This window comes from Streptomyces sp. NBC_00370, assembly GCF_036084755.1.
Classification (GTDB): domain Bacteria; phylum Actinomycetota; class Actinomycetes; order Streptomycetales; family Streptomycetaceae; genus Streptomyces.
Window position 1 is genome coordinate 2907162 of sequence record NZ_CP107968.1, and the last position, 25070, is coordinate 2932231.

Annotated in this window: 18 protein-coding genes; 16 read left to right on the top strand and 2 right to left on the bottom strand. The window is 71.9% G+C overall.

All coding sequences use genetic code 11. The annotated features are described in order from the left end of the window. Positions 1–247: 247 nt before the first annotated feature. The gene (locus OHS57_RS12815) at positions 248–784 is read right to left on the bottom strand and encodes an HNH endonuclease (RefSeq protein ID WP_041989686.1); all 537 of its coding nucleotides are present in this window, start codon (positions 782–784) and stop codon (positions 248–250) included. A gap of 258 nt (positions 785–1042) precedes the next feature. On the opposite strand from OHS57_RS12815, the gene OHS57_RS12820 reads away from it, so the two are divergent. From OHS57_RS12820 to OHS57_RS12885, 14 genes are all read left to right on the top strand, one after another. Further along, a complete protein-coding gene (locus OHS57_RS12820) occupies positions 1043–2059 on the top strand; it encodes a mechanosensitive ion channel family protein (RefSeq protein ID WP_078863649.1) in 1017 nt (338 codons plus the stop codon). A 249-nt stretch (positions 2060–2308) separates the two neighbouring features. Then, positions 2309–3427: an ROK family transcriptional regulator gene (locus OHS57_RS12825; RefSeq protein WP_078863945.1), complete on the top strand. Its 1119-nt coding sequence runs from the start codon at positions 2309–2311 to the stop codon at positions 3425–3427. Positions 3428–3567: 140 nt separating this feature from the next. Further along, positions 3568–4911 carry an ABC transporter substrate-binding protein gene (locus OHS57_RS12830; RefSeq protein ID WP_041989678.1) on the top strand — a complete coding sequence of 448 codons (1344 nt, stop codon included), beginning with the start codon at positions 3568–3570 and terminating at the stop codon, positions 4909–4911. A 17-nt stretch (positions 4912–4928) separates the two neighbouring features. Continuing rightward, the gene (locus OHS57_RS12835) at positions 4929–5921 is read left to right on the top strand and encodes a carbohydrate ABC transporter permease (protein ID WP_041989675.1); all 993 of its coding nucleotides are present in this window, start codon (positions 4929–4931) and stop codon (positions 5919–5921) included. A 1-nt stretch (position 5922) separates the two neighbouring features. Beyond that, positions 5923–6825 carry a carbohydrate ABC transporter permease gene (locus OHS57_RS12840; protein ID WP_041989672.1) on the top strand — a complete coding sequence of 301 codons (903 nt, stop codon included), beginning with the start codon at positions 5923–5925 and terminating at the stop codon, positions 6823–6825. Between the two features lie 5 nt (positions 6826–6830). Next, positions 6831–8096 (top strand): 6-phospho-beta-glucosidase, encoded by a 1266-nt coding sequence (locus OHS57_RS12845; RefSeq protein ID WP_041989670.1) that lies wholly within the window; start codon positions 6831–6833, stop codon positions 8094–8096. Next, complete coding sequence (locus OHS57_RS12850) at positions 8087–9097, top strand: N-acetylglucosamine kinase (protein WP_328581993.1); 1011 nt, start codon at positions 8087–8089, stop codon at positions 9095–9097. The genes OHS57_RS12845 and OHS57_RS12850 overlap by 10 nt, the downstream gene beginning before the upstream one ends. A gap of 205 nt (positions 9098–9302) precedes the next feature. Beyond that, the gene (locus OHS57_RS12855) at positions 9303–10715 is read left to right on the top strand and encodes a hypothetical protein (protein WP_328581994.1); all 1413 of its coding nucleotides are present in this window, start codon (positions 9303–9305) and stop codon (positions 10713–10715) included. A gap of 11 nt (positions 10716–10726) precedes the next feature. Then, entirely contained in the window at positions 10727–11800 is a 1074-nt protein-coding gene (locus OHS57_RS12860) for a glutamate ABC transporter substrate-binding protein (protein WP_443042882.1), read from the top strand. 65 nt (positions 11801–11865) lie between these two features. Next, complete coding sequence (locus OHS57_RS12865; protein WP_241778601.1) at positions 11866–13236, top strand: hypothetical protein; 1371 nt, start codon at positions 11866–11868, stop codon at positions 13234–13236. Next, on the top strand, positions 13233–15983 hold the full coding sequence (locus OHS57_RS12870; protein ID WP_328581995.1) for a serine/threonine-protein kinase: 2751 nt from the start codon (positions 13233–13235) through the stop codon (positions 15981–15983). The genes OHS57_RS12865 and OHS57_RS12870 overlap by 4 nt, the downstream gene beginning before the upstream one ends. Positions 15984–15986: 3 nt before the next feature. Continuing rightward, positions 15987–17444 (top strand): PP2C family serine/threonine-protein phosphatase, encoded by a 1458-nt coding sequence (locus tag OHS57_RS12875; RefSeq protein ID WP_328581996.1) that lies wholly within the window; start codon positions 15987–15989, stop codon positions 17442–17444. Between the two features lie 110 nt (positions 17445–17554). After that, positions 17555–18913, top strand: a complete 1359-nt coding sequence (locus OHS57_RS12880; protein ID WP_328581997.1) for a vWA domain-containing protein — start codon at positions 17555–17557, stop codon at positions 18911–18913. A gap of 62 nt (positions 18914–18975) precedes the next feature. Further along, positions 18976–20121: an FHA domain-containing protein gene (locus OHS57_RS12885; protein WP_041989647.1), complete on the top strand. Its 1146-nt coding sequence runs from the start codon at positions 18976–18978 to the stop codon at positions 20119–20121. On the opposite strand, the gene OHS57_RS12890 is transcribed toward OHS57_RS12885, so the two are convergent. Next, positions 20102–21115, bottom strand: a complete 1014-nt coding sequence (locus OHS57_RS12890; protein ID WP_328581998.1) for a methyltransferase domain-containing protein — start codon at positions 21113–21115, stop codon at positions 20102–20104. The two genes, OHS57_RS12885 and OHS57_RS12890, sit on opposite strands and share 20 nt — an antisense overlap. Positions 21116–21174: 59 nt before the next feature. Between OHS57_RS12890 and OHS57_RS12895 the strand changes: the two genes are divergently transcribed. Further along, complete coding sequence (locus tag OHS57_RS12895) at positions 21175–21579, top strand: globin (protein ID WP_041989641.1); 405 nt, start codon at positions 21175–21177, stop codon at positions 21577–21579. Positions 21580–21740: 161 nt separating this feature from the next. After that, positions 21741–25070 (top strand): FtsX-like permease family protein, encoded by a 3330-nt coding sequence (locus OHS57_RS12900; protein WP_443042883.1) that lies wholly within the window; start codon positions 21741–21743, stop codon positions 25068–25070.

A 25070-nucleotide genomic window follows, 5' to 3' on the forward strand; every position in this document is an offset into this window, starting at 1 on the left:
CGTGCAGGGGTGGTGTCCGGAGCGTAGAGCGTGATTTGTGGCGCATCTTTGCGGTGGCTCCGCGTCACGGGAGTACGCGCCGTAAATCATGCAGCGCAGGACACGACCCCGGAACGGCCCCCGGCACGGACAGCAACCCAGACCCGCAACCACGAACCCGCGCCGGGACGGCGAAGGCGCGCGAAAGCCGTGCCCGGCGCCCCACTGACGTGGGGTTTTGTGCCGGGCACGACAAAGGCCCGGATCCTCAGGCTGAAACGCCGTCGATCCGGGCCATCGCGTCCTGCGCGCCGTACGGTTGCAGGTACGGCATCCAGCGCGGGTCCCTGTGTCCGGTCCCGATGATCCGCCAGGCGAGTCCGGACGGCGGGGCCGGCTGTTGGTGGAGTCTCCACCCCAGCTCCCGCAGATGCCGGTCCGCCTTGACGTGGTTGCAGCGGCGGCAGGCGGCCACCACGTTGTCCCACACGTGCTGTCCGCCGCGACTGCGCGGAATGACGTGGTCGACGCTGGTTGCGACGCCACCGCAGTACATGCAGCGACCGCCGTCTCGGGCGAAGAGCGCACGGCGCGTGAGCGGCACGGGACCCCGGTAGGGGACCCGCACGAAGCGCTTGAGCCGTACGACGCTGGGTGCTGGCATGACACGGGAAGCGCTGTGCATGAAGGCGCCGGACTCTTCCAGAGAGACTGCCTTGTTCTCCAGGACGAGGACGAGCGCGCGGCGGAGCGGTACGACGCCGAGCGGCTCGTACGACGCGTTGAGGACCAGGACATGCGGCACGGATGCCTCCTATTACGCCGGCGGCGCGTGGCTCGCGCCGGGACGATCTGCTCTCAGTCTCTCCTCATGCCTGGTCGAAACGCCACCACGACCAGGTAACGGGCTCGGAGTGTTTTCGACCACAGCACGCCGCGGCGGCCCCCGCATCCGGTGCGCGGGAGCGCGTGAGCCCGGTCTCTCCACCGCTGTGAGCGGGGAGCGGGCCGCACGGCGCCGTTAGTCTGGTTGGCCTGTCCGGCAAGCCTGGAGGTTCTGCTCGTGTTCTGGTCCGCCCCGCCGGCCCCTGCCCCGTCGTCGCGCCCCGTCACGATCGGCGAGGCGACGGAACGGGCGACCGACGCGGCGAGCTGGGTCGGTGAGAACTGGTCCACCTGGCTGAGCATCTGCCTGCGGATCCTGCTGATCCTGGTGATAGCGCTGGTGCTGCGCCATCTGATCCGGCGGGCGCTGACCCGGCTGATAGCCCGGATGAACCGCAGCGTGCAGGCGGTCGAGGGCACGGCGCTCGGCGGGCTGCTGGTCAACGCGGAGCGGCGCAGACAGCGCTCGGAGGCGATCGGCTCGGTACTCCGTTCGGTGGCCTCGTTCCTGATTCTCGGCACGGCCGCGCTGATGGCGCTGGGCGCGCTGAACATCAATCTGGCCCCGCTGCTGGCCTCCGCGGGGGTCGCGGGTGTGGCGCTCGGTTTCGGGGCGCGCAATCTCGTCACGGACTTCCTGTCCGGCGTCTTCATGATCCTGGAGGACCAGTACGGCGTCGGGGACACCATCGACGCGGGGGTCGCCTCGGGCGAGGTGATCGAGGTCGGGCTGCGTGTGACGAAGCTGCGCGGCGACGGCGGCGAGATCTGGTACGTGCGCAACGGCGAGGTGAAGCGGATCGGCAACCTGAGCCAGGGCTGGGCCACGGCGGGGGTCGATGTCGTCGTGCGCCCCACGGAGGACCTGGAGCAGGTGCGTACGGTCGTCACCGCGGTCGCCGAGCAGATGGCCAAGGACGACCCGTGGAACGAGCGGCTGTGGGGCCCGGTGCAGGTGCTCGGCCTGGACTCCGTCCTGATGGACTCGATGACGATCCGGCTCGCGGCGAAGACGATGCCGGGCCAGGCGCTCGGTGTGGAGCGCGAACTGCGCTGGCGGGTGAAGCGCGCCCTGGACGCCGCGGAGATCCGGATGCTCGGCGCCGAGCCGGCGCCGCAGGAGGCCGAGGCGGAGGACCGGGCGGCCGGCACCGCGCCGCCGTCCTCGCTCGCCAACCCGCCGTCCGCCCCGTAACGGCACCGTTTCGGCGGTCATCCTCCGCCGCGTACGAAACCGCCCCGGAGGTAACGCTTTGGTTGCCTCGGGGAAGACGCTGCTCGTCGGGTATTGACGCGTCGCTTACACGCGGCCTACTTTCCTCGGAACCGGAATAGGAAACTTTCCTAACAATGTGGTCGGGAGAGCCGGGAAGCCGAGGGGCAGGTGTACGCCGTGAGCGGGACAGCCACACCGTCGCCGGGTACGCCGAGCGTGCTGCGGGCCATGAACGACCGCACGGCGCTCGACCTGCTGATCGCGCACGGTCCGCTGACCCGGACCCGGATCGGTGAGCTGACCGGCCTCTCCAAGCCGACCGCCTCCCAGCTGCTGACCCGGCTGGAGACGGCGGGCCTGGTCCGTACGACGGGCAGCCAGAGCGGCCGTCCCGGACCCAACGCGGTGCTCTACGAGATCCGTCCCGACGCCGCCCATGTCGCGGCGCTGGCCGTCGGGCACACCGGCATCAGCGCCCGGGTCTCCGACATAACGGGCGCCGTCGTCGGCGAGAGCCGGGTCGAGGCCGAGGCGGTCGCCGACGACGTACGGGGCCGGACGGCCCAGCTCGTCGCCGAGGCCGTCGACGGCGCGCTCGGCCAGGCGGGTCTCGACCACGGCGATCTGCACTGCGTGGTGATAGGCACGCCCGGCGCGATAGACCCGCACACGGGCGAGCTGCGCTACGCACCGCATCTGCCGGGCTGGCAGTCGCGGACCCTGCTGGGCGACCTCGCCGATGTGCTCGGCACCCCGGTCGTCATCGAGAACGACGTCAATCTCGCGGCGATAGCCGAGCAGCACGAGGGCGCGGCGCAGGACTACGACGACTTCGTGCTCGCCTGGGTCGACCGGGGTGTCGGCGCGGCGATCGTGCTGGGCGGCACCCTGCTGCGCGGCGCGACCGGCGGCGCGGGCGAGATCGGCTACATGCCGCTGCCGGGCGCTCCGCTGGCCCGTGGCGGCGACGAGAAGTGGGCGGCGGACGACGCGGGCGGCGGCTTCCAGAGCCAGGTCGCCAGCGCGGCCGTACGGAATCTGGCCGGCGGCCTGCCGCTGGCCGAGGCCCTGGCCGACGAGTCCGTACGGGCGGAGGTCGCCCACCGGCTGGCCACCGGGCTCGCCGCCGTGGTGGCCGTCGTCGACCCCGAACTGGTCGTCCTGTCCGGCTCGGTGGCCGAGGCGGGCGGCGAGGCGCTGCGGGAGCGGGTCGAGGCCGAGCTGACGGGTCTCGCCCTGCCCAGACCGCTGCTGCGGATCAGCGACATCACCGGTGACCCGATCCTGACCGGGGCGTTGCGCATCGCGCTCTCCCAGGCGCGCGACGCGGTCTTCGACACCACCTGAACCACCCCTCCGAACCGCCGACAGCACCCGCACCCCCAACATCGGCCCCCTACACCCCACTTAAGCGTTTTGTCATCATTACTCCCCCTCCCTCGTCCTCCCCCTCCTCCGTCCCCCTTCTTCTGCAAAGGAAGTCCGACATGGCGCGATGGCGTATACGCACTTGCGTGCCCGTGGCGCTCGGTGCGGCCGCGGCCCTGCTGCTCTCGGGATGTGCCAATCCGAGCACCGGCAGCAACACCGACGATCCGACCAAACCGGTCACGCTGAAGTTCTGGCACGGCTGGTCGGCGCCCAGCGAGGTCAAGGCGATCAACGAGAACATCGCCAACTTCGAGAAGCTGCATCCGAACATCAAGGTCGTCTCGACCGGCAACGTCAGCGACGAGACGATCAACCAGGCGCTGCGCGCCGGCGGCGGCGACGCCCCGGACGTGGTCACGTCGTTCACCACCAACAACGTCGGCCAGTACTGCTCGTCCGGCATGTGGGCGGATCTCGACCCGTTCCTGAAGAAGTCCGGGATCGACAAGACGAAGACGTTCCCGCAGACCCTGCTGGACTACACCCAGTACCAGGGCGTGCAGTGCGCCATGCCGCTGCTCGCCGACGCGTTCGGCATGTACTACAACAAGGACGCCTTCGACGCGGCGGGCATCACCCGGCCGCCGCACACCATGTCGGAGATGAAGGCCGACGCGGTCAAGCTGACCGAGAAGAACAAGGACGGATCGCTCAAGCGCGCCGGCTTCATGCCGAACTTCCAGCTCTACCAGAACAGCCCGGACCGGATGTTCGCGCAGTGGGGCCCGGAGTACTTCAACAAGGACGGCAAGGCCCAGCTCGCCGACGAGCCGAAGACCAAGGCGTTCTTCGACACCATGAAGTCCCTCTCGGACGCGCAGGGCGGCTACGGCGCGATGGAGAAGCTGCGCGCCACCTTCGGTGAGGAGATGTCCTCCCAGAACGGCTTCCTGACCGGCAAGCTCGCCATGCACCTCGACGGTGAGTGGCGCGGGCTGATGCTCAAGGACGCCAAGGCGAAGTTCACGTGGGGCGTGGCACCGCTCCCGGTCCCCGACGACCAGGCCGACACCTACGGGCGCGGCTATCTGACGGGCACCGTCGCCGGTATCTCGCACAGCAGCAAGCATCAGAACGCCGCCTGGGAACTGATGAAGTACCTGACGATCGACACCGGTTCCGTGGTGCACTTCGCCAACGCGATCCACAACGTGCCCTCCACCTTCGCCGCGCTCAAGTCGCCGACGCTGGACCAGGACCCGACGTTCCAGGAATTCATCAAGATCGCGCAGAACCCGCACAGCGAGGCGATCCCGCCGTCCAACAACGGCGGCCAGTACATCAACTCGTTCGGTGACTTCTCGCAGTCCGTCGAGGCGGGCAGGACGAAGAATCTGCACTCGGCCCTGACGAAACTCGACGACCAGATCGACGCCGACAACGTCCAGTCGGAAAACTGAGGAGCCGGGTCATGGCAATGTCACTCTCCACCTCGGCGAAGGCAGCCGAGCCCGCCGCCGCGAAGTCACCGGGCAACAGCCCGCTGCGGCGCAAGCAGAATCGCAGCCGGCTGCGCACCCTGGGTTTTCTCTCGCCCTGGCTGATCGGCTTCTCGGTCTTCTTCGGATATCCGCTGATCGCGACCGTCTACTTCTCGTTCATGCACTACAACCAGATCAAGTCGCCGACCTTCGTGGGCCTGCGCAACTGGAAGTACGTGCTCGACCAGATGCCGCTGTTCGGTCCCGCGCTGTGGAACACGATGTGGCTCGTCGTGGTGATGGTCGCGCTGCGCGTGGTCTTCGGCCTCGGCGTCGGCATGCTCGTCACGAAGATCAAGACGGGGGTCGGGCTGTTCCGTACGGCCTTCTACATCCCCTACCTGGCCCCTCCGGTGGCCGCGACCGTCGCCTTCGTCTTCCTGCTCAACCCGTCGACGGGCCCGGTCAACAAGATCCTCGGCTGGGTCGGTCTGCACGGCCCGAACTGGTTCAACGACCCCAACTGGTCGAAGCCCTCGCTCGTCCTGCTCTCGCTGTGGGGCATCGGCGACCTGATGGTCATCTTCATGGCCTCGCTGCTCGACGTCCCCAAGGACCAGTACGAGGCCGCCGACCTGGACGGCGCGGGCTCCGTCGCCAAGTTCCGCTACATCACCTGGCCGGCCATCACGCCGATCGTGCTGTTCGCCGTCGTCACCGGTGTCGTCCAGACGATGCAGTACTACACACAGGCCCTGGTCGCGGGGAAGCTCGCCTCCGGTGTCTCGATCGGGCCCGGCACGGTGATCCAGCCCGGCTACCCGGACCACTCCACGCTGACCGTCCCGCAGCTCATCTACTCGCTGGGCTTCCAGAACTTCAACACCGGCGCGGCCTGCGTGCTCTCGCTCGTGCTCTTCGCCATCGCCATGGCCGTCACCCTTCTGCTGATGCGCAAGAGCGTCGGCCTCATCCCGGCGGAGGACTGAGATGACCACCACGACCCTGAACCCACCGGCGGCCGTCCCGCAGACCCGCCCCTCGGGACCCGACACCGCGCGCTTCCGCCGCAAGCGCGCCCTGAACTGGATCGCCGTGCACGCCCTGGCGATCGCGATGGCCCTGTTCTTCGTCCTGCCGTTCGTCTTCGTCTTCCTCACCTCGGTGATGAGCGACGGGCAGGCGCTGAGCGGCGATCTGTGGCCGACGTCCTGGCACTGGTCGAACTACTCGACGGTGTTCCACACCCCGGGCTTCCTGACCTGGTGGCGCAACTCGCTGATGTACGCGGTGCTCGGCACGGTCTTCACCGTCTGTTCGTCCGTGCCCGTCGCCTACGCGCTCGCCAAGTTCCGCTTCCGCGGCCGCCGGACGGCCATGGTGCTCGTCATCTCGACGATGATGCTGCCGCCCCAGGTCATCATCATCCCGATGTACCTGGTCTGGTCGCAGCAGTTCCACCTGTCGGGCTCGCTGTGGCCGCTGATCATCCCGATGGCGTTCGGTGACGCGTACTCCATCTTCCTGCTGCGGCAGTTCCTGCTGACCATCCCCAACGAGTACATCGAGTCGGCGAAGGTCGACGGCTGCGGCGAGTTCCGCACACTGCTGAAGATCGTCGTGCCGATGGCCAAGCCCGGCATCGCGGCCGTCGCCCTCTTCCAGTTCTTCTACTGCTGGAACGACTACTTCGGGCCGCAGATCTACGCGGCCCAGAACCCCGGCGCGTGGACCCTGAGCTACGGCCTGGAATCATTCAAAAGCGCGCACAGCGTGAACTGGAATCTGACGATGGCCGCGACCCTGCTGGTCATGGCCCCGGTCGTCATCGTCTTCTTCTTCGCGCAAAAGGCCTTCGTAGAAGGCGTCACCCTCACCGGAGTAAAGGGCTGAGAACCATGAAGCTCGCAGTTGTAGGCGGCGGATCGACCTACACACCTGAACTGATAGACGGATTCGCGAGGCTGCGGGACACCCTGCCCATCGAGGAACTCGTCCTGGTCGACCCGGCGGCCGACCGGCTCGACCTGGTCGGGGGTCTCGCCCGGCGGATCTTCGCCAAGCTCGGCCACCCCGGCCGGATCACCACCACGTCCGACCTCGACGCGGGTGTCGAGGGCGCCGACGCCGTGCTGCTCCAGCTCCGCGTCGGCGGCCAGGCGGCCCGCAACCAGGACGAGACATGGCCGCTGGAGTGCGGCTGCGTCGGCCAGGAGACGACGGGCGCCGGCGGTCTCGCCAAGGCGCTGCGCACGGTCCCGGTCGTCCTGGACATCGCGGAGCGGGTCCGGCGTACCAACCCGGACGCCTGGATCATCGACTTCACCAACCCGGTGGGGATCGTGACGCGCGCGCTGCTCCAGGCCGGACACAAGGCCGTCGGCCTGTGCAACGTCGCGATCGGCTTCCAGCGCAAGTTCGCCGACCGGCTCGGGGTCACCCCGTCCGAGGTGTACCTGGAGCATGTCGGCCTCAACCACCTGACGTGGGAGCGGGGCGTACGGATCGGCGGCCCGGACGGCGAGGACATGCTGCCCAAGCTGCTCGCCGAGTTCGGCGACGAGATCGCGGCCGACCTGCACATGCCCCGTCCGGTGCTGGACCGGCTCGGCGTCGTGCCCTCGTACTACCTGCGCTACTACTACGCGCACGACGAGGTCGTAAGGGAGCTGCGGACCAAGCCCTCGCGCGCCTCCGAGGTGGCCGAGATGGAGAAGCAGCTGCTGGCGATGTACGGGGACCCGGCGCTGGACGAGAAGCCCGCGCTGCTCGCCAAGCGCGGCGGTGCCTACTACTCGGAGGCGGCCGTCGACCTGGCGGCCTCGCTGCTGCGCGGCGGCGGCAGCCCGATCCAGGTCGTCAACACGCTCAACAACGGCACCCTGCCGTTCCTCGCGGACGACGCGGTGATCGAGGTGCAGGCACGGGTCGGTACGGACGGCGCGACGCCGCTCGCCGTGCCGAAGCTCGACCCGCTGTACGCGGGGCTCATCGCCAACGTGACCGCGTACGAGGACCTGGCGCTGCGGACGGCGCTGAACGGCAGCCGCGACGCGGTGTTCAAGACCCTGCTGGCGCACCCGCTGGTCGGCCAGTACGAGTATGCCGAGAAGCTCACCGACGAGCTGATCGCGCACAACCGGGAGCACCTCGCGTGGGCGTGAGCACTGCCGGCCAGGCGGCGGGACGCGCGAGCGTCCTGGCCGTCGACGCCGGGAACAGCAAGACCGATGTGGCCGTGATCGGCGCCGACGGCTCGGTGCTCGGCACCGGCCGCGGCGGCGGCTTCCAGCCGCCGATCGTGGGCATCGAGCAGGCCGTCGATGTGGTGGCCGCGGCGGTCGCCGAGGCCGCGGCGGCGGCGGGACTGCCGGCGAAGAACCTGGTCAGCCATGTGTCCGCGTGTCTGGCCAACGCTGATCTGCCCGTCGAGGAGCGGGAGTTGGCGCAGGCCGTGCAGGCGCGCGGCTGGGGTCTGACGACGGAGGTGCGCAACGACACCTTCGCGATACTGCGGGCCGGGCTGCCCAGCGGCGCCGAGCCGCTGGGGGTCGCCGTGGTCTGCGGCGCCGGCATCAACTGCGTGGGCATGCGGCCCGACGGCAGGACCGCGCGCTTCCCGGCCATCGGCCGCATCTCCGGTGACTGGGGCGGCGGTTCGGGGCTCGCCGAGGAGGCGCTGTGGTTCGCCGCGCGCGCCGAGGACGGCCGCGGCGAGCCGACGGAGCTGATGCGGACGCTGCCCGCGCACTTCGGGCTGACCACGATGTACGAGCTGATCGAGGCCCTGCACCTGAAGCACATCCCAGCGCTGCGCAAGCACGAGCTGACGCCGGTGCTGTTCGCGACGAGCGCGGCGGGCGACCCGGTGGCGAGAGCGGTGGTCGACCGGCTGGCCGAGGAGGTCGTCGCGATGTCGACGGTCGCGCTCGGCCGGCTCGACCTGCTGGACGAGGAGGCGCCGGTGCTGCTGGGCGGGGGTGTGCTGGCGGCCCGTCATCCGCGGCTCGACGACCGGATCGCGGAGCTGCTGGCCGCCAAGGCGCCGAAGGCGGTGATCGGCGTGGTGACGGCGCCACCGGTGCTCGGCGCCGGGCTGCTCGGCCTCGACCACATCGGCGCGAGCGCCGCCGAACACGTGCGGCTGCACACGCATTACGCGTGATCATTCCGCCGGGAAGGGGAACCGATCAGCGGGCTGTGACGTATTCATGGTGGGGAGAGCGCGCCGCTGAGGTGGCGCGATACGTACAAGATCAGTCAAGCGTGGTGTGATTGTCGGTCCCTGCGGCCATACTGCTGGCCGGGAGCTGTCCCCCGACCCACCGGGGGCCGGCCGGCCGTCGTCTACTGACCGAGGGGGAGGTCACGTGACATACCCGCAGAATGTGCGCACAGCGCCACCGTCGGCGCGACCGCCCGCGCCCGCGCAGCCGCCCAGGCCGCCGGCGCCGCCCGGCGTACCGCCGGCGCGGCGCAGCGCCTGGTCGGAGACCAGGGAGCGGCTGGGCTCGGCGGCGACGACCGAACCCGGCAGGCTGCGCATCATCGGCGCCGCGCTGGCGCTGCTGGTGCTGGTGTTCGGCGCGGTGACGGCCTGGCAGGCCTCCGACCGGTACGCGTCGGCCGACGACGTGGTGAACCGCAGTCAGCCGGTCAAGGACGCGGCGAACATCTACCGTTCGCTGGCCGCCGCCGACACGGACGCGGCGACCGGTTTCCTCGCGGGCGCGACCGAACCCCCCGACGTGCAGGCGGCGTACCGGAAGGACATCGCCACCGCTTCCGAGCTGCTGGTGCGGGTCGCGAAGAGCACGGAGGCGAACAGCGGCGCCGCGCGGCTGATCGCGGACATCAACAGCCAACTGCCCGTCTACACGGGGCTGATCGAGCGGGCCAGGGCCGCCAACCGGCAGGACCAGCCGCTCGGCGGCGCTTATCTGCGGTACGCGAACGAGCAGATGACCAAGGATCACGGTCTGCTGCCGAACGCCGAGGCCCTGTACAACGCGGAGACGAAGCGGCTGCAGGAGGATTCGGACCAGGCCCGGATATGGCCCTTCGCCGCGCTCGGCCTCGGGGTGCTCACCCTGGCCGTGCTGGTCTGGGCGCAGCGCCGTAACTACCGCAGCACCAACCGGGTGTTCAACCAGGGCCTGCTCGGCGCGACCGCCGCGACCACGGCCGTGCTGCTGTGGCTGATCGCCGGACAGGCGCTGAGCAGCTCGCATCTGGGTGACGCGAACACCCACGGACAGAGTTCGCTCGCGGTGCTCAACGAGGCCCGGATCAACGCGCTGAAGGCGCGGGCCAACGAGAATCTGACGCTGGTCTCCCGCGGTTCGATCCTCGCCGCCGACGGCATCAACGACAAGTACGAGGTCGACTTCAACGCGCGCATGAAGGACCTCGAATCCGAGCTCGGCCGGGCCAAGGGGCTCGCCGACGACGCCAAGGGGCGCGATCCGGTGACCTCCGCGATCACGTCGATCTCGGTGTGGGAGAAGCGGAACGACGAGGCCGACGCGGCCAACAAGAGCGGTGACTTCGAGCGCGCGCTGAAGAAGATCAACGGCGCGGGCGACACGGCCGAGGAGTCGTTCAACCAGGTGGAGAGCGCCCTGAACGAGGCGATCGGCCAGGAGCAGAGCGAATTCGACGCGTCGGCCGACGCGGGGCGCGGTGCGCTGACCTGGCTGGCGGCCGGCGCGGGTGTGCTGGCCGTCCTCGGGGCGCTGGGCGCGCTGCTGGGCGTGGGCCGCAGGCTTTCGGAGTACCGGTGAGAAGGGGAGCGATGAGTCCTGTGTCCGACAGGCTCCGCGGCTGGGGCGGGGTCACCGCCATGGGCGTGGCCTGCGCTGTGACGGCCGCACTCACCTTGCTGCCGCTGGCACACGGCGGGGCCGACAGCGCCGACGGAGGGCGGCTGGTGGCGCCGCACGGCACGACAGCCGTGCCCGCCAAGGCCGAGAAGTGCCAGGACGGGGACGCGCCGGAGGCGAGTCTGCCCGCCTCGGCCGCCACCGGACCGATCGTCGCCGACATGCAGCGGCGCAAGGACGGGCGACTGATCGTCGGCGTCGACCAGAACAGCTACGACTGGGGCTATCTCGACCCGGAGTCCAACGAGTTCGAGGGCTTCGACATCGACATCGCCCGCGCGATCGCCAAGAACATCTACGGCAGTGAGACGGCGGTCAAGTTCCAGCCCGTCTCCACGGCGCAGCGGATCCCCGCCCTGCAGAACGGCACGGTCGACATCATCGTCCGGACGATGACGATCTCCTGCGACCGGCGCGAGGACATCGACTTCTCCAGCGCGTACTTCAAAGCCGGCCAGCAGGTCCTCGCCCCCAAGTCGTCGGACATCACCGGCTACAACGAGACGCTGAAGGGCAAGCGGGTCTGCACGGCGACCGGTTCGTCGGCCGTGCAGGCGCTGGAGGGCGACAAGACGAACGGCGCGTTCGGCGCGATCTACTGGGACAGCGCCAACAACGAGGGCAACAAGCCGGCCGGGCAGAGCGCCGCCGACCTGAGCGTGCCGAACCAGCTGGACTGCCTGGTCAGGCTCCAGCTCGGGCTGGTCGACGCGATCGTCACGGACAATTCGCTCGCCGCCGGCCAGGCCGCCCAGGACCCGTCGGTCATGCTGAAGGGCCCGCCGTTCACGACCGAGTACTACGGTGTCGCGACCAAGCTGAGCAAGACCGGCGACAACGACCTGGTGCGCCGGATCAACAAGGTCCTGGAGGAGTACCGGGCGGGCGGGGCCAACAGCCCCTGGATGCGGTCGTACAACAAATGGCTCAAGACCGGGCTGCCGGGGATAGCCGGGCCGCCCGCGCCTACCTACAAGACCAACTAGACCGACTGGACCGACCGGACCAAGGCCAACGAGTCCCCCCACAGGGCGAAGCGGAGAGGTGATCGATGGGCGCCACGGGCTCCTTTCCCGGATCGTCGGGGACGCCACCGGTACCGGTCATGGACCGGGACGAGGTGGACCGGGCCCTCGCGCGCCTCGAAGCCGAGCACGAGGCGATCGAGACGTCACTGCTCGCCCTCCAGGACCACGCGGGCCGCAGACTGCTCGAAGGGGCGGCGCTCACCGGCGTCACCAAGGACCGCTGGACCTCCGTCGAGCCCACGATCACCCTGCTCTGGGCGTACTTCGACCGGTACAGCGACACCCTGACCGAGGCGCGTGAGCTGCGCGCCAAGCGGCGCTGGCCCAATCGCGAGGATCTTGAGGAGCTGACCGAGAAGCTGCGCGGCCAGGCGGTGACGGTAGCGGCGCCCGCCGCCGAGCACGGCATGCCGACGAGCATCACCGGACCGGCCAAGCTCGCCGAACGGTTCACGCTCGCCCAGCTGGTGACGCGGATGAACGACCTGTACGCGCGCTCGCTCGACATGGTCGTCGCCGCCGACGCCGTCTGGTCGGCGCTGCCCGCGCGGATCGACCTGCTCTCCACCGAGCTGCGGCGCACGCTCTCGCTCGCGCACTCGGTGGGGGTGCGGCCCGGCGAGCATCCGGCCGGTGACGACCTGGACTCGATCACCGACGAGCTGACCGCGCTGCGCGCCCAGGTGGTCTCCGACCCGCTGGCCTTCTGGCGTGCGGCGCCCGGCAGTTCGGCCCCGGGCGGCGGCCGTCCCGACACCGGGCGCTACGACAGGGCGGCCCGCGCGCTCGAAGAGGTACGGCGCGAGATCGAGGCCGTGCTCGCCGTCCGCAAGGACTCCGAGGAGCGGCTGCTGCGCCTGCGTGACGTGCTGTCACGCGCCGACCGCACGCTGGACGAGGCCAGGTCGGCGCGCGGTGAGGTGCTGGCGAAGATCGCCGCTTCCGAGGTGCCCGCCGTCAGCGGCCCGTCGGCGGTGCTGCACGAGCGGCTCTCGACCGCCGCCGAGTACCGCAGACATGCCCAATGGCACCGGCTTTCGCCGCTCCTGGAGTCCCTGGAGCGCGACGCCGAGGACGAACTGCTGCGCGCCCGTGAGTCGTTGACCGCGGTCACGGCGCCGCTCGCGGTCCGCGCCGAGCTGCGCGGCCGGCTCGACGCGTACAAGGCGAAGGTCGCCAGGCACGGCATGGCCGAGGACCCGCTGCTGATCGAGCGGTACGACGCGGCCCGCCGGATGCTGTGGAGCGCGCCGTGCGACCTGCGCGTCGCCGAACAGGCCGTGCTGCGCTACCAGCAGGCGACCGCCGAGGTCCTGGTGCCACGGCAGCAGCGCCAGCAGCAGCCGACCGACCGCGGGACATCAGGAACAGAAGGCGAACGGGGGGACCGATGAGCGGGACGGACGCGTGCCAGCGCCCGGGGTGCGAGGGCTCGTACGAGGACATGGGCGGCGGTGAGCTGTACTGCGACACCTGCGGTCTCGCCCCGGTGGTCTCGCCCACCGGGCAGGTGTCCTCACCGCCGACCGGTATCGCGGGCGGCGGGAAGAGCGGCAAGAGCGGCAGCTCCTCCCCGGCGTCGTCGCGCTCGTCCACGGCGGGCTCGGCGCGCTCGTCACGCTCCTCGCGCTCGTCGACGTCGCGGCGCTCCGTGTCGGGGCGGCTGTCGGGCTCCGCGTCCGGTCCCTCGGTCTCGGTCCGCGCCTCCGGCGGCTCCGCCTCCTCGTCGGGGCGCAACCGGCTCGGCGCGGGCCTGGTCTCCGTACCGGACGTGCCGCGCCCCGACCCCCGGTCGGCCGTGATGGAGCGTCCGGAGGTGCCGGAGCGCAAGCGGTTCTGCTCCCGCTCCGACTGCGGGGCGGCGGTGGGTCGCAGCAGGGGTGACCTGCCGGGGCGTACCGAAGGGTTCTGCACCAAGTGCGGCCACCCGTACTCGTTCGTGCCGAAGCTCGCCGGGGGCGACATCGTGCACGGCCAGTACGAGGTCGCGGGCTGTCTGGCGCACGGCGGGCTCGGCTGGGTCTATCTCGCCGTCGACCGCGCGGTCTCCGACCGCTGGGTCGTCCTCAAGGGCCTGCTCGACACCGGTGACGCCGACGCGATGGAGGCCGCGATCTCCGAGCGCCGCTTCCTCGCCGAGATCGAGCATTCGAACATCGTCCGCATCTACAACTTCGTGGAACACCTCGACCAGCGGACCGGCTCCCTGGACGGCTACATCGTCATGGAGTACGTCGGCGGCAAGTCGCTCAAGGAGATCGCCAACGACCGGCGCGGGCCCGCCGGGAAGCGCGATCCGCTGCCCGTCGAGCAGGCCTGCGCGTACGGCATCGAGGCGCTGGAGGCCCTTGGCCATCTGCACAGCCGCAACCTGCTGTACTGCGACTTCAAGGTCGACAACGCGATCCAGACCGAGGACCAGCTCAAGCTCATCGACATGGGCGCGGTCCGTCGGATGGACGACGACGAGTCGGCGATCTACGGCACGGTCGGCTACCAGGCGCCCGAGGTGGGAGAGGTGGGCCCGTCGGTCGCCTCCGACCTCTACACCGTCGCCCGCACCCTCGCCGTGCTCACCTTCGACTTCCAGGGCTACACGAACGTCTTCGTGGACTCGCTGCCCGACCCGGACCACATCGAGGTCTTCCGGTCGTACGAGTCGTTCTACCGGCTGCTGGTGCGGGCCACCGACCCGGACCCGGCGCGGCGCTTCTCCTCGGCCCAGGAGATGGCCGAGCAGCTGACCGGTGTGCTGCGCGAGGTCGTCGCCGTCCAGACGGGCCGGCCGAGGCCCGCGCTGTCGACGCTCTTCGGGCCGGAGCTGCGCGTCACGGACACGGAACTGTTCGCCGAGCTGACCGATGACGTCTCCGCCCTCGGGGCGCGCGTCGCGGCCTCCGCCGGCCGGCGCAACGGGCGCCGCGCGAGGGCCGCCGCCGCGCCCGCCGCGCTGCCCGGGCTGCCGCCCTCCCCCGGCGCGGCCTCCGGCGGTCAGCTTCCGCCGGGAGTCGGCGCCGGGGTGCTGCCCGCGCCCGGTGCCCGGCCGGGCGTCCAGGGCGCCGGAGGGCTGGATCCGGCGGCGCCCGCCGCACCGGCCCCCGCAGCGCCGGCATCCACAGCCCTGGCACCGGCCCCGGGCGCCGTGCTCGCAGGCGTGCCCGCGCCCCGCGTCGGCGGTGCGCCCGCGTCCCTGAACGGCGCGGCCGGTCCCCGGCTCGCGCGGCTCGACACCCGCGCCGTCGCGCTCGCGCTGCCGGTGCCCCGGGTCGATCCGAACGACGCGAACGCCGGCTTCCTCGCCGGGCTGATGGCGGCTGCGCCCGGCGAGCTGATCGCCGCGCTGGAGGCCGCTCCCGCCGACTCGCTGGAGCGGCGGCTGCGCCAGGTCCGCGCCTGGCTGGAGAACGGCGACTCGTACACGGCGGTCGAGGCCCTGCACACGCTGGAGTCGCGGCACCCGGACGACTGGCGGGTGGTCTGGTACCGGGGGCTCGCCTCCCTCGTCACCGGCGACCACGAGACGGCGGCGCTCGCCTTCGACGCGATCTACGACGCGTTCCCCGGCGAGCCGGCGCCGAAGCTCGCGCTCGGCATCTGCGCCGAGGTCCTGGGCCAGCTCGACAACGCGGCCGAGTACTACCGGCTCATCTGGACGACCGACCCCAGCTATGTCAGCGCCGCCTTCGCGCTGGCGCGGGTCCAGCTCGCCGCGGGGGACCGCGGCGGCGCCGTACAGACCCTGGAATCGGTGCCCGAGGCGTCCATCCACTACACGGCGGCCCGGGTGGCCGCCGTGCGGGCCCGGCTGCGCAAGCGCGCCGCCGCCGACCCGCTGCTGGACGATCTGCGAGCGGCGGGCGGGCAGGTGGAGGCCCTTCAGGGACTCGGACTCGACGCCGTACGGCGGGAGCAATTGTCCACGGAAGTACTCGGCACGGCCCTGGACTGGATACTCTCCGGGGGCCGGGGCGGACAGGTGGTGCAGTCCACCACCCTGCTCGGCACCGCGCTCGACGAACGTGGCCTGCGGCTCGGACTGGAACGTTCGTACCGGGTGCTCGCCCGGCTCGCTCAGCGCGGCGAGGAGAGGATCGAACTGGTGGAACGGGCCAACCGTTTCCGCCCCCGGACGTGGGTGTGATTGATGGCGCAGAAGCCCCATTTGGCTGCTTGGTCGACATGCCCCAGCTGCACGGAGCCGGTGGAGTCCGGCGACCGGTTCTGTGGTGCGTGCGGATACGACTTGACGGCCGAACCGCAGGCCCGGGGCGACCACCCCACCGTCGCGTTGCACGGCGCGGCGGGCCAGGCCGCCCCGGACACCCCCGCCCCCGGCCGGACCGCCCCTGACCGTCCTGGCGCCGACAACGCTGTCGCCTGGCCCGCGGCCGCGGGTACGGACAGCGCGGCGGCGGAGACACCCGTCCAGCACCCCGGCGAACTGCCGGGCCTCGACTCGGCGGGCGTACAGCTGTCCACGCACTCGGGCGACTTCGTACTGCCCGCCCCCGCCGGGCCACCGGCCGGAGCGGGGCCGGACGCGGCGCAGCCCGCCGTCGCGACGCGCGACGACTCACCGCGTACGACACCCGACCCGGCGGGCGACCCGGCGGGCGACCCCGCTTCGGCCGACCCGCGCGCCGCCGGCCCCGGCGCTGCGGCCGGCGGCGGCAAGCTCTGCGTGGCCTGCCGCAGCGGCCATGTCGACCCCGACGGCTACTGCGAGAACTGCGGCCATGCCCAGCCGCGCGAACGCGACCACGTCGAGCAGGAGCTGGACGCCGTCGCGGCCGTCAGCGACCGGGGGCTGCGCCACCACCGCAACGAGGACGCGTTCGCCGTCTCCTCGGCCGCCCTGCCGGACGGCTCGCCCGCCGTCGTCGCGATCGTCTGCGACGGGGTGTCGTCGGCGACCCGGCCCGACGAGGCGTCGGCCGCCGCCGCGGTCGCGGCCAACGAGTCGCTGCTGGCGGCGCTGCCGCTCGGTACGCACCCGCAGCAGGCGATGCACGAGGCGATCGTCGCGGCGGCCGAGGCGGTCAACCGGCTCGCCCCCGAGCCCGGCGGCGCCATGGAGCACGACCAGCACCGCCATCAGAACGCCCCCGCCTGCACGATCGTCGGTTCGGTCGTCGCGGGCGAGCTGCTGGTCGTCGGCTGGATCGGCGACAGCAGGGCGTACTGGATCCCGGACGACCGCGGCGGCCCGACCGCCCGGCTCACCGAGGACGACTCGTGGGCGGCGCAGATGGTCTCGGCGGGGCTGATGAACGAGGCGGAGGCGTACGCGGACGAGCGGGCGCACGCCATCACCGGCTGGCTCGGCGCGGACGCGTACGAACTGGACCCGCACACCGCCTCGTTCAAGCCCGACAGGGCCGGTGTCGTCGTGGTCTGCACGGACGGCCTGTGGAACTACGCGGAAGGCGCCGACGAGTTGGCCAGGGTCGTGCCCGCCGACGCGGCGGCTCGGCCGCTGCACGCCGCCCAAGTACTGGTGGGGCATGCGCTCGACGGCGGTGGCCACGACAACGTAACAGTGGCCGTCGTGCCGTTCGCCATGCCACGACAAGGGGCAGGATCCGCCTACAACAAGGCTTGAGCCCGTCTCTGCCCGCCAAAGACCCCATAGATCATTCATTGCCCCCTATGCCGTGTTCCGTTGTCCTACTTGTCCTTACGGTGCGCCGGGGCGCCAAGGAGCAGATACGAATGGCGAACTTCTCCAAGTCGAACGTGCCGCAGTTCAGCGTCGACGTGTACCAGAACGAGTACCTGCCCGAGGGCGGCCGTGAGGTGAACGGGATCGTCACGGTCACCTCGACCGGCGGCGGCACCACCGGCGGCATACCGCTGGCGGGCGCTTCGGCTTCGCCCACGACGCCGCCGGGGCACAGCCCGAACGCGGCCGTGGTGATCATGGTCGACTGCTCGGGTTCGATGGACTACCCGCCGACGAAGATGCGCAACGCGCGCGACGCCACGGCCGCCGCCGTCGACACCCTGCGCGACGGGGTCGCGTTCGCCGTGGTCGCCGGTACGCATGTGGCCAAGGAGGTCTTCCCCGGCAACGGCGCGCTGGCGGTCGCCGACGCGAACACCAGGGCCCAGGCCAAGGACGCCCTGCGCCGGCTGAGCGCGGGCGGCGGCACCGCCATCGGCACCTGGCTGCGGCTGGCCGACCGGCTGCTCTCGTCGGCCGACGTGCCGATCCGGCACGGCATCCTGCTCACCGACGGCCGCAACGAGCACGAGGCGCCGGAGGACCTGCGGGCGGCGCTCGACTCCTGCGCCGGCCGCTTCACCTGTGACGCGCGCGGGGTGGGGACGGACTGGGAGGTCAAGGAGGTCACCGCCGTCTCGTCCGCGCTGCTCGGCACCGCCGACATCGTCGCCGACCCGGCGGGCCTGGCCGCCGACTTCACGCAGATGATGGAGAACGCGATGGGCAAGGAGGTCGCGGACGTGGCGCTGCGGCTCTGGACCCCGGTCGGCGTGGAGATCCGCTTCGTGAAGCAGGTGGCGCCTACGGTCGAGGACCTGACCGGCCGCCGTACGGAGGCCGGGCCGCGCGCCGGGGACTACCCGACGGGCTCCTGGGGCGACGAGTCCCGCGACTACCACGTGTGTGTGGTCGTCCCCGAGGCCGGTATCGGCCAGGAGATGCTGGCGGCCCGGGTCTCGCTGATCCTGCCGGCGGCGCAGGGCGGCGCCCCCGAGGTGCTGTCTCAAGGACTGATACGAGCGGTGTGGACCGACGACATGGTCGCGTCCACCTCCATCAACCCCCAGGTCGCCCACTACACCGGGCAGGCGGAGCTGGCGCAGGTCATCCAGCAGGGCCTCGACGCCCGTAAGTCGGGCGACTTCGACGGCGCGACGTCGAAACTGGGCCGCGCCGTGCAGCTCGCCGCCTCTTCGGGGAACGCCGATACGGCGAAACTGCTTTCGAAGGTGGTGGACGTGGTCGACGCGGCGACAGGTACTGTGCGACTGAAGGCGAAGGTAACGGATGCGGACGAGATGACCCTCGAGACGCGGTCCACCAAAACCGTTCGCGTCAAGAAGTAGCGTCAACAAGTAGCGTCGAGTGACGGCCTGCGGGCCGGACGAAGGAAGGGGGAAGAGCCGACATGCCGACCTGCCCGAACGGACACCAGTCGGGTTCCGAAGACTGGTGCGAGGTCTGCGGCCATCGCATGGCCGGTCCTGGCCCCACCACAGGCGCCGTTCCGCCGCCTCCTCCACCGCCGCCCGCCGCCGGTGGCTACGGCTACCCGCAGGGCGGGGGCCCCGGTACCGTCCAGCAGGAGTACTGCCCGCAGTGCCGCACCCCGCGTGAGCCGGGAGCGCCGTTCTGCGAGGAGTGCCGCTGGAACTTCCTGACCAACACGGCGACGTCGTACACCCCGCTGGCCCCGGCCGGGCTGAACCTGCCGCCGGGCTTCCAGGCGCAGCAGCCGCCGCGTCCGCAGGAACCCGATCCGTACGAGTACCAGCGCTCGCGGCCCTCGCAGATCAACCGGCCGGCCGAGCCGCTGGCGTCCGAGCAGCCGCCGCAGGGACCGCGACCGCCCGTCCCGCCGTCGTTCCAGCAGCAGGGCCAGCAGCAGAGTCACCAGCAGGGGCCGCCCGCGCCGCCCTCCTACCAGCAGCAGGCGGGGCCGCCCGCGCCGCCGCAGCCGCAGGCGCCGCAGCGGACCCAGGCCGACGACGACTGGATGCTGCCGCCGCCCTCGCAGTCACAGCCGTCGTACCAGCAGCAGCCCGCGCAGGGGCAACAGCAACAGGGGCAGCAGCAACAGCAACAGCCCCCGCAGCAGCTGCAACAGCAGCCGCCCCAGCAGATGCAGCAGCAGTACCAGCCGCCGTCGCTGGGCTGGACCGCCGTCATCGGGCCCGACCGTGACTACTTCATGGCGATGATGCAGCGCAGCGGTCCCGAGGCGACCGGGCTCAATCTGCCCGCGTACTCCCCGGAGCAGCATCTGCCGCTGGCCGGCCAGCAGATCACCATCGGCCGCCGCCGGCACTCGACCGGCGAGTCCCCCGACGTCGATCTGTCCGTGCCGCCGGAGGACCCGGGCGTCTCGCACCAGCACGCGGTCCTGGTCCACCAGCCGGACGGCAGCTGGGCGGTGGTCGACCAGAACTCCACCAACGGCACGACCATCAACGGCGGCGAGGACCCGATACAGCCTTATGTCCCCGTCCAGTTGGAGGACGGCGACCGGGTGCATGTCGGTGCCTGGACGACGATCACGATCCATCGCGGCTGAGCGGCCAGACGTAGGGCCCCGACGGGTCGTCCAGCCAGGCCCACTGGCCGCCGTGGCCGATGGTGACGCCGAACCGCTCGCGCCCGGGGCGGTGCTCGCGCTGCCAGAGCGAGTACGCCTCGTGCGGGTCGAGCGTGCCCGAGGTCAGCGTGAGCATGAAGCGGAAGAGGTCGTTCTCGACCGCGCGGCGCGGCAGTCCGCCGAGCCTGCGCCGCTCGGCGGCCTCGCCGCTCGGGGTGCCCCGCAGCGGTACGAAGTAGGCGGCGGTGTGCAGGAAGCGGCCCTCGGCCCTGGCCGCTTCCGTGCCGGCGGGGCCCTCCACCGTCAGCGCGATCAGGCCCGTGGCGAGCGGCGCGAGGATCCGGGCGCCGGGGGCGCACTGCGCGAGCCAGCTCAGCGGCACCGACGGCAGGGCGCAGGTCGCGATGATCCGGTCGAACGGCGCCCGCTCGGGGCAGCCGCGCGCCCCGTCGCCCGTCACGACGGCGGCCCGGTAGCCGGCCGCGGCCAGATGCCGGCGGGCCGACTCGGTGATCTCCGGGTCGAGATCGATGGTGGTGACCCGTTCGTCGCCCAGCCGGTGGGCCAGCAGCGCGGCGTTGTAGCCGGTGCCGGCGCCGATCTCCAGTACCCGGTCGCCGTCGCGCACGTCCAGCTCGGTCAGCATCCGGGCCATCAGGGACGGCTGGCTGCTCGACGAGATCAGCTCCCCGTCGCGCACCCGGGTGGCGAGCGCGCCGTCCGCGTACGCCCCCTTCAGCCAGCGGGCGCGGCGCGCGGGGTCGGCGTCCTCGCCCCACAGCCGGTCGAAGCCGCCGGGCCTGCTGACGAAGTAGTACGGCACGAAGACATGGCGGGGCACCTCCTGGAAGGCGGCCCGCCAGGCCGGATCGTCCAGCGCTCCGTCGGCGGCGATCTCCCGCACCAGCGCGGCCCGCGCCTCGGCGGCGACGGTGTCGCCGGGTCCGTACGCCTCGTGCCGGTCTGCGCCCATACCCCCACTGTCCTGGCTGGGCCTGCCAGAAGCGAGTGGGCGTCTGCGACCATGGACGGGTGAACGATATTCCGCGCGGCACGCTTCAGGAGCAGACCTTCTACGAGCAGGTCGGCGGCGAGGAGACCTTCCGGCGCCTGGTCCACCGCTTCTACCAGGGCATCGCCGAGGACCCGCTGCTGCGGCCGATGTACCCGGAGGAGGATCTGGGTCCGGCCGAGGAGCGCTTCACGCTCTTCCTGATGCAGTACTGGGGCGGCCCGCGCACCTACAGCGACCGGCGGGGCCACCCGAGGCTGCGGATGCGGCACGCCCCGTTCCCGGTGGACAGCGCGGCGCGGGACGCGTGGCTGGGCCATATGCGGGTGGCGGTGGACGAGCTGGCCCTCTCCCCCGAGCACGAGCGGCAGCTGTGGGACTACTTCGTCTACGCCGCCGCCTCCATGGTGAACACAGAGGGCTGAACAGCGGCTTCCGGTCACGATCTCGTCAAACCATGGCTGGAAAAGGTTTCCCTCGGCCCTCCTCTCTGACAGCATCCCGAATGGACGTTCGGGGGAATGTTCGGGGGAAGTGATCAGGTACCTCACGGGGGAACGGCTTGACGGGGTTCGTGTTTCTGCGCGTGCGCGCGCACCGACTGCTGCTCACGGCCGCGCTGCTCGCCGTCCTGCTGACCACGGCCGTCCTCGCGACGCTCGCCGCGTTCTCCGGTTCGATCGGCGACGCGGGACTGCGGTACGCGCTGCGCACCTCGAACGCCGAGGCCGCCTCGCTGGTCATCACCTCGCACAGCGCTGGCCCCGACAAGAAGGCCGCCGACCGGGCGGCGCTGACCGGTGCCCGGCGGTCCTTCGACGGGCTGCCGGTGAGCCTGCGCTCGTTCGACCGCACAGGCCCCTACGCCCTGCCGCGCGCGGTGGAGCCGGCCGCCGACCGCAAGAGCGGCGACCCGTATCTCACCCAGCTCGCCGCCGTCGACCGCTCACGGGTACGGCTGGTCTCGGGGAGCTGGCCCGCCACGGGCCGGGCCGGCGCCGGGGGCGTCGCCGACGTGGCCGTACCGGAGGCGGCGGCCGAACAGTTGAGGCTGCGGCCCGGCGCCCCGCCGCTGACCCTCACCGACCGGTTCGGCGGACCGCCGCTGCGGATCCGGGTCACCGGGACCTACCGGCCGGCCGATCTGACCGATCCCTACTGGCAGTTGGACGAGCTGGGCGGGCGCGGGGTGCGCCGGGTCTCCTTCACCACGTACGGCCCGCTGATCGCCGACCCCGCCGTGCTGGCGGGCGGCAAGGTCACCCAGGGCGACCGGTCCTGGCTCGCGACAGCCGACTGGTCCACATTCACCTCCGGCCGGATCGGGTCGCTGCGTACGAGCGTGAAGGGCGCCCAGAAGTTCCTCGGCGCCCAGAAGGTCTTCGCCGGTGACATCACCACCCGTACGGCGCTGCCCGATCTGCTCGACCAGTCGGAGCGTGCCCTGCTGGTGGCCCGCTCGACGCTGCTGATCGTCTCGCTCCAGCTGGTGCTGCTCGCCGCGTACTCGCTGCTGCTTGTGGCCCGGCTGCTGTCCAGCGAACGCGTCGGCGAGACCCAGCTGTTGATGGCGCGCGGCGCCTCGCGCCGCCGGGTCGTCGCGCTGGCGTCCCTGGAGGCGCTGCTGCTGGCGCTGCCGGCGGCTGTGGCAGCGCCGCTGCTGGCGGGGCCGCTGACCCGGCTGCTCGCCGGGCAGGGGCTGCTGGCCAGGATCGGGCTGCGCGTGGACACCGGTCTGACCGCCTCGGTGTGGCTGGTCGGGGTGGTGGCGGCGCTGGCCTGCGCGGCGGCCGTGGTCACGCCCGCGCTGACCGCGAGCACAGCGAAGGCGGGCCGGGCCCGCGCGCTGCCCGCGCCGCTGCGGGCGGGGGCCGACGTCGGGCTGCTGGCCGTCGCGGGGGTCGCGTACTGGCAGCTGGACCGGCAGACCTCGGGCAGCGGCGCGCTGAGCGGTGACCGGGGCGGCTCGATCGGCATCGACCCGCTGCTGGTCGTCGCGCCCGCGCTGGCGCTGCTCGCCGGGACGGTACTGACACTGCGGCTGCTGCCGCCCGCCGCCCGGCTCGCCGAACGGCGGGCCGCGAAGGGCCGGGGGCTGCCCGCCGCGCTCGCCGGGTGGCAGCTCAGCCGCAGACCGCTGCGCGGCGCGGGCCCGGTGCTGCTGCTGGTCCTGGCCGTCGCCATGGGCATGCTGGCGATCGGCCAGGGCGCCTCATGGGACCGCTCGCAGAGCGACCAGGCCGACTTCCAGGCGGGCGCGCCGCTGCGCGTGCTGGGCAGCCGCACCGCCCCGTTCGGCCAGGGCGGCGCGTACGCCGCGGTCCCCGACGTACGGTCGGCGGCTCCGGCGGCCCGCAGCGCCATGACGCTGTCGGGCAACCGCCAGGCGACCGTGCTGGCCCTCGACACCCGGGGACTCGACACCCGAGGAGCGGCCGGGGGCATCGGGCTGCGCGCCGACCAGTCGGACGGCGACGCCGCTGCCCAGGTCGCCGCGCTGCGCCCGGCGACGTCCGGGGCCGCCGTGGGTCTCGCGATCCCCGAGGACACCGCACGGGTCGTCCTCCCGGTCACCGTGGGACCGGGCTCGAAGGACCCCGTGCAGAACGGCACGGCGCTGAGCGTCTCCGCCACCGTCCAGGACCGGTACGGGATGCGCTCCACACTCCAGCTCGGCTCGGTGAAGCCCGACGGGCACACGTACGAGCGCACCGCCGATCTCGCGGCCGCCGCGAACGCCCCGGAGGGCAGGCCCGCAGGGCCGCTGACGCTGGTCTCGCTCCAGTTCGACGGCGTCCGGGGCCCGCTGGGCTCGGACCGGCTGCGGGTCACCGTCGGCCGCATCGCCGCGTACGCCACGAACGGCGCCCGCCGCACGCTCGGCGCGCCCGACAGCGGCGACTGGCAGGCGAAGCCGTCGGCCAACGACGACCCGCTGGATCCGGACGTGGTGGCGCCCCGGATCACCGAAGCACTGGGGTCGTCCGCCGCCGCGCCGTTCCATGTCACGTTCGCCACCGGCGAGAACACCGCCCAGTACGCCAATCCGCGCATCGTCACGCTGCGGATCAGCGCCCGTACGCCGAAGGCCGCCGTGCCCGCCGCCCTCGCCACCGACCGGTTCCTGTCGTCCAGCGGCGCCGCGAAGGGCTCCGTGATCCAAGTGCCGACCGCGGGCGGGAAGATCGACGTGCGGATCGCCGGCGTCGTACGGGCGCTGCCCACGACCGGGCCCGGCGCCGGCACGGCGGGCCGGGCACCGGACCCGGCGAGCGACGGCGGCTCGCTGCTGGTCGATCTGCGGGCCGTCAACGACGTGCTCGCCGGCCGGGCCGCCGACACGCTCCAGGCCACCGAGTGGTGGCTGTACCCCGCGCCAGGCACGGCGGCGAAGGTCGCCGCCACGCTGCGCGCACGCGGCGACATCGACCCCGAACAGGTCCTGGTCCGGGGCGAGACGGCCGAGCGGCTGCACAACGATCCGCTGGGCGCCGGGCCGCAGTCGGCGCTGCTCGCGGTGGCCGTCGTCGCCGCCCTGCTGGCCGCCGTCGGCTTCGGGGTGAGCACGGTCGGCGCGCTGCGCGAACGCTCGGCGGAGTTCGCCGTGCTGCGCGCGCTCGGCGCACCGCGCCGCCAGCTGGCCCGGCTGCTCGCCGTCGAACACTGTCTGCTCGTCGGCATCGCGCTGGCCGTGGGGCTCGCGCTGGGCGCCGTGCTGACCCGCGCCGTCGTCCCGCTGATCGTGCTGACGGGACAGGCCACCCAGCCCGTACCGGACGTGCTCGTACGACTGCCGGTCCACTCCGTGTTGCTGCTGCTGGCCGGGGTGGCGATCGGTCCGCTGCTGATCGTCGCCGCGCTCGCGCTGCGCCGGGGCGACCCGGCGAGTTCCTTGCGCGTCCAGGGAGGTGAATGA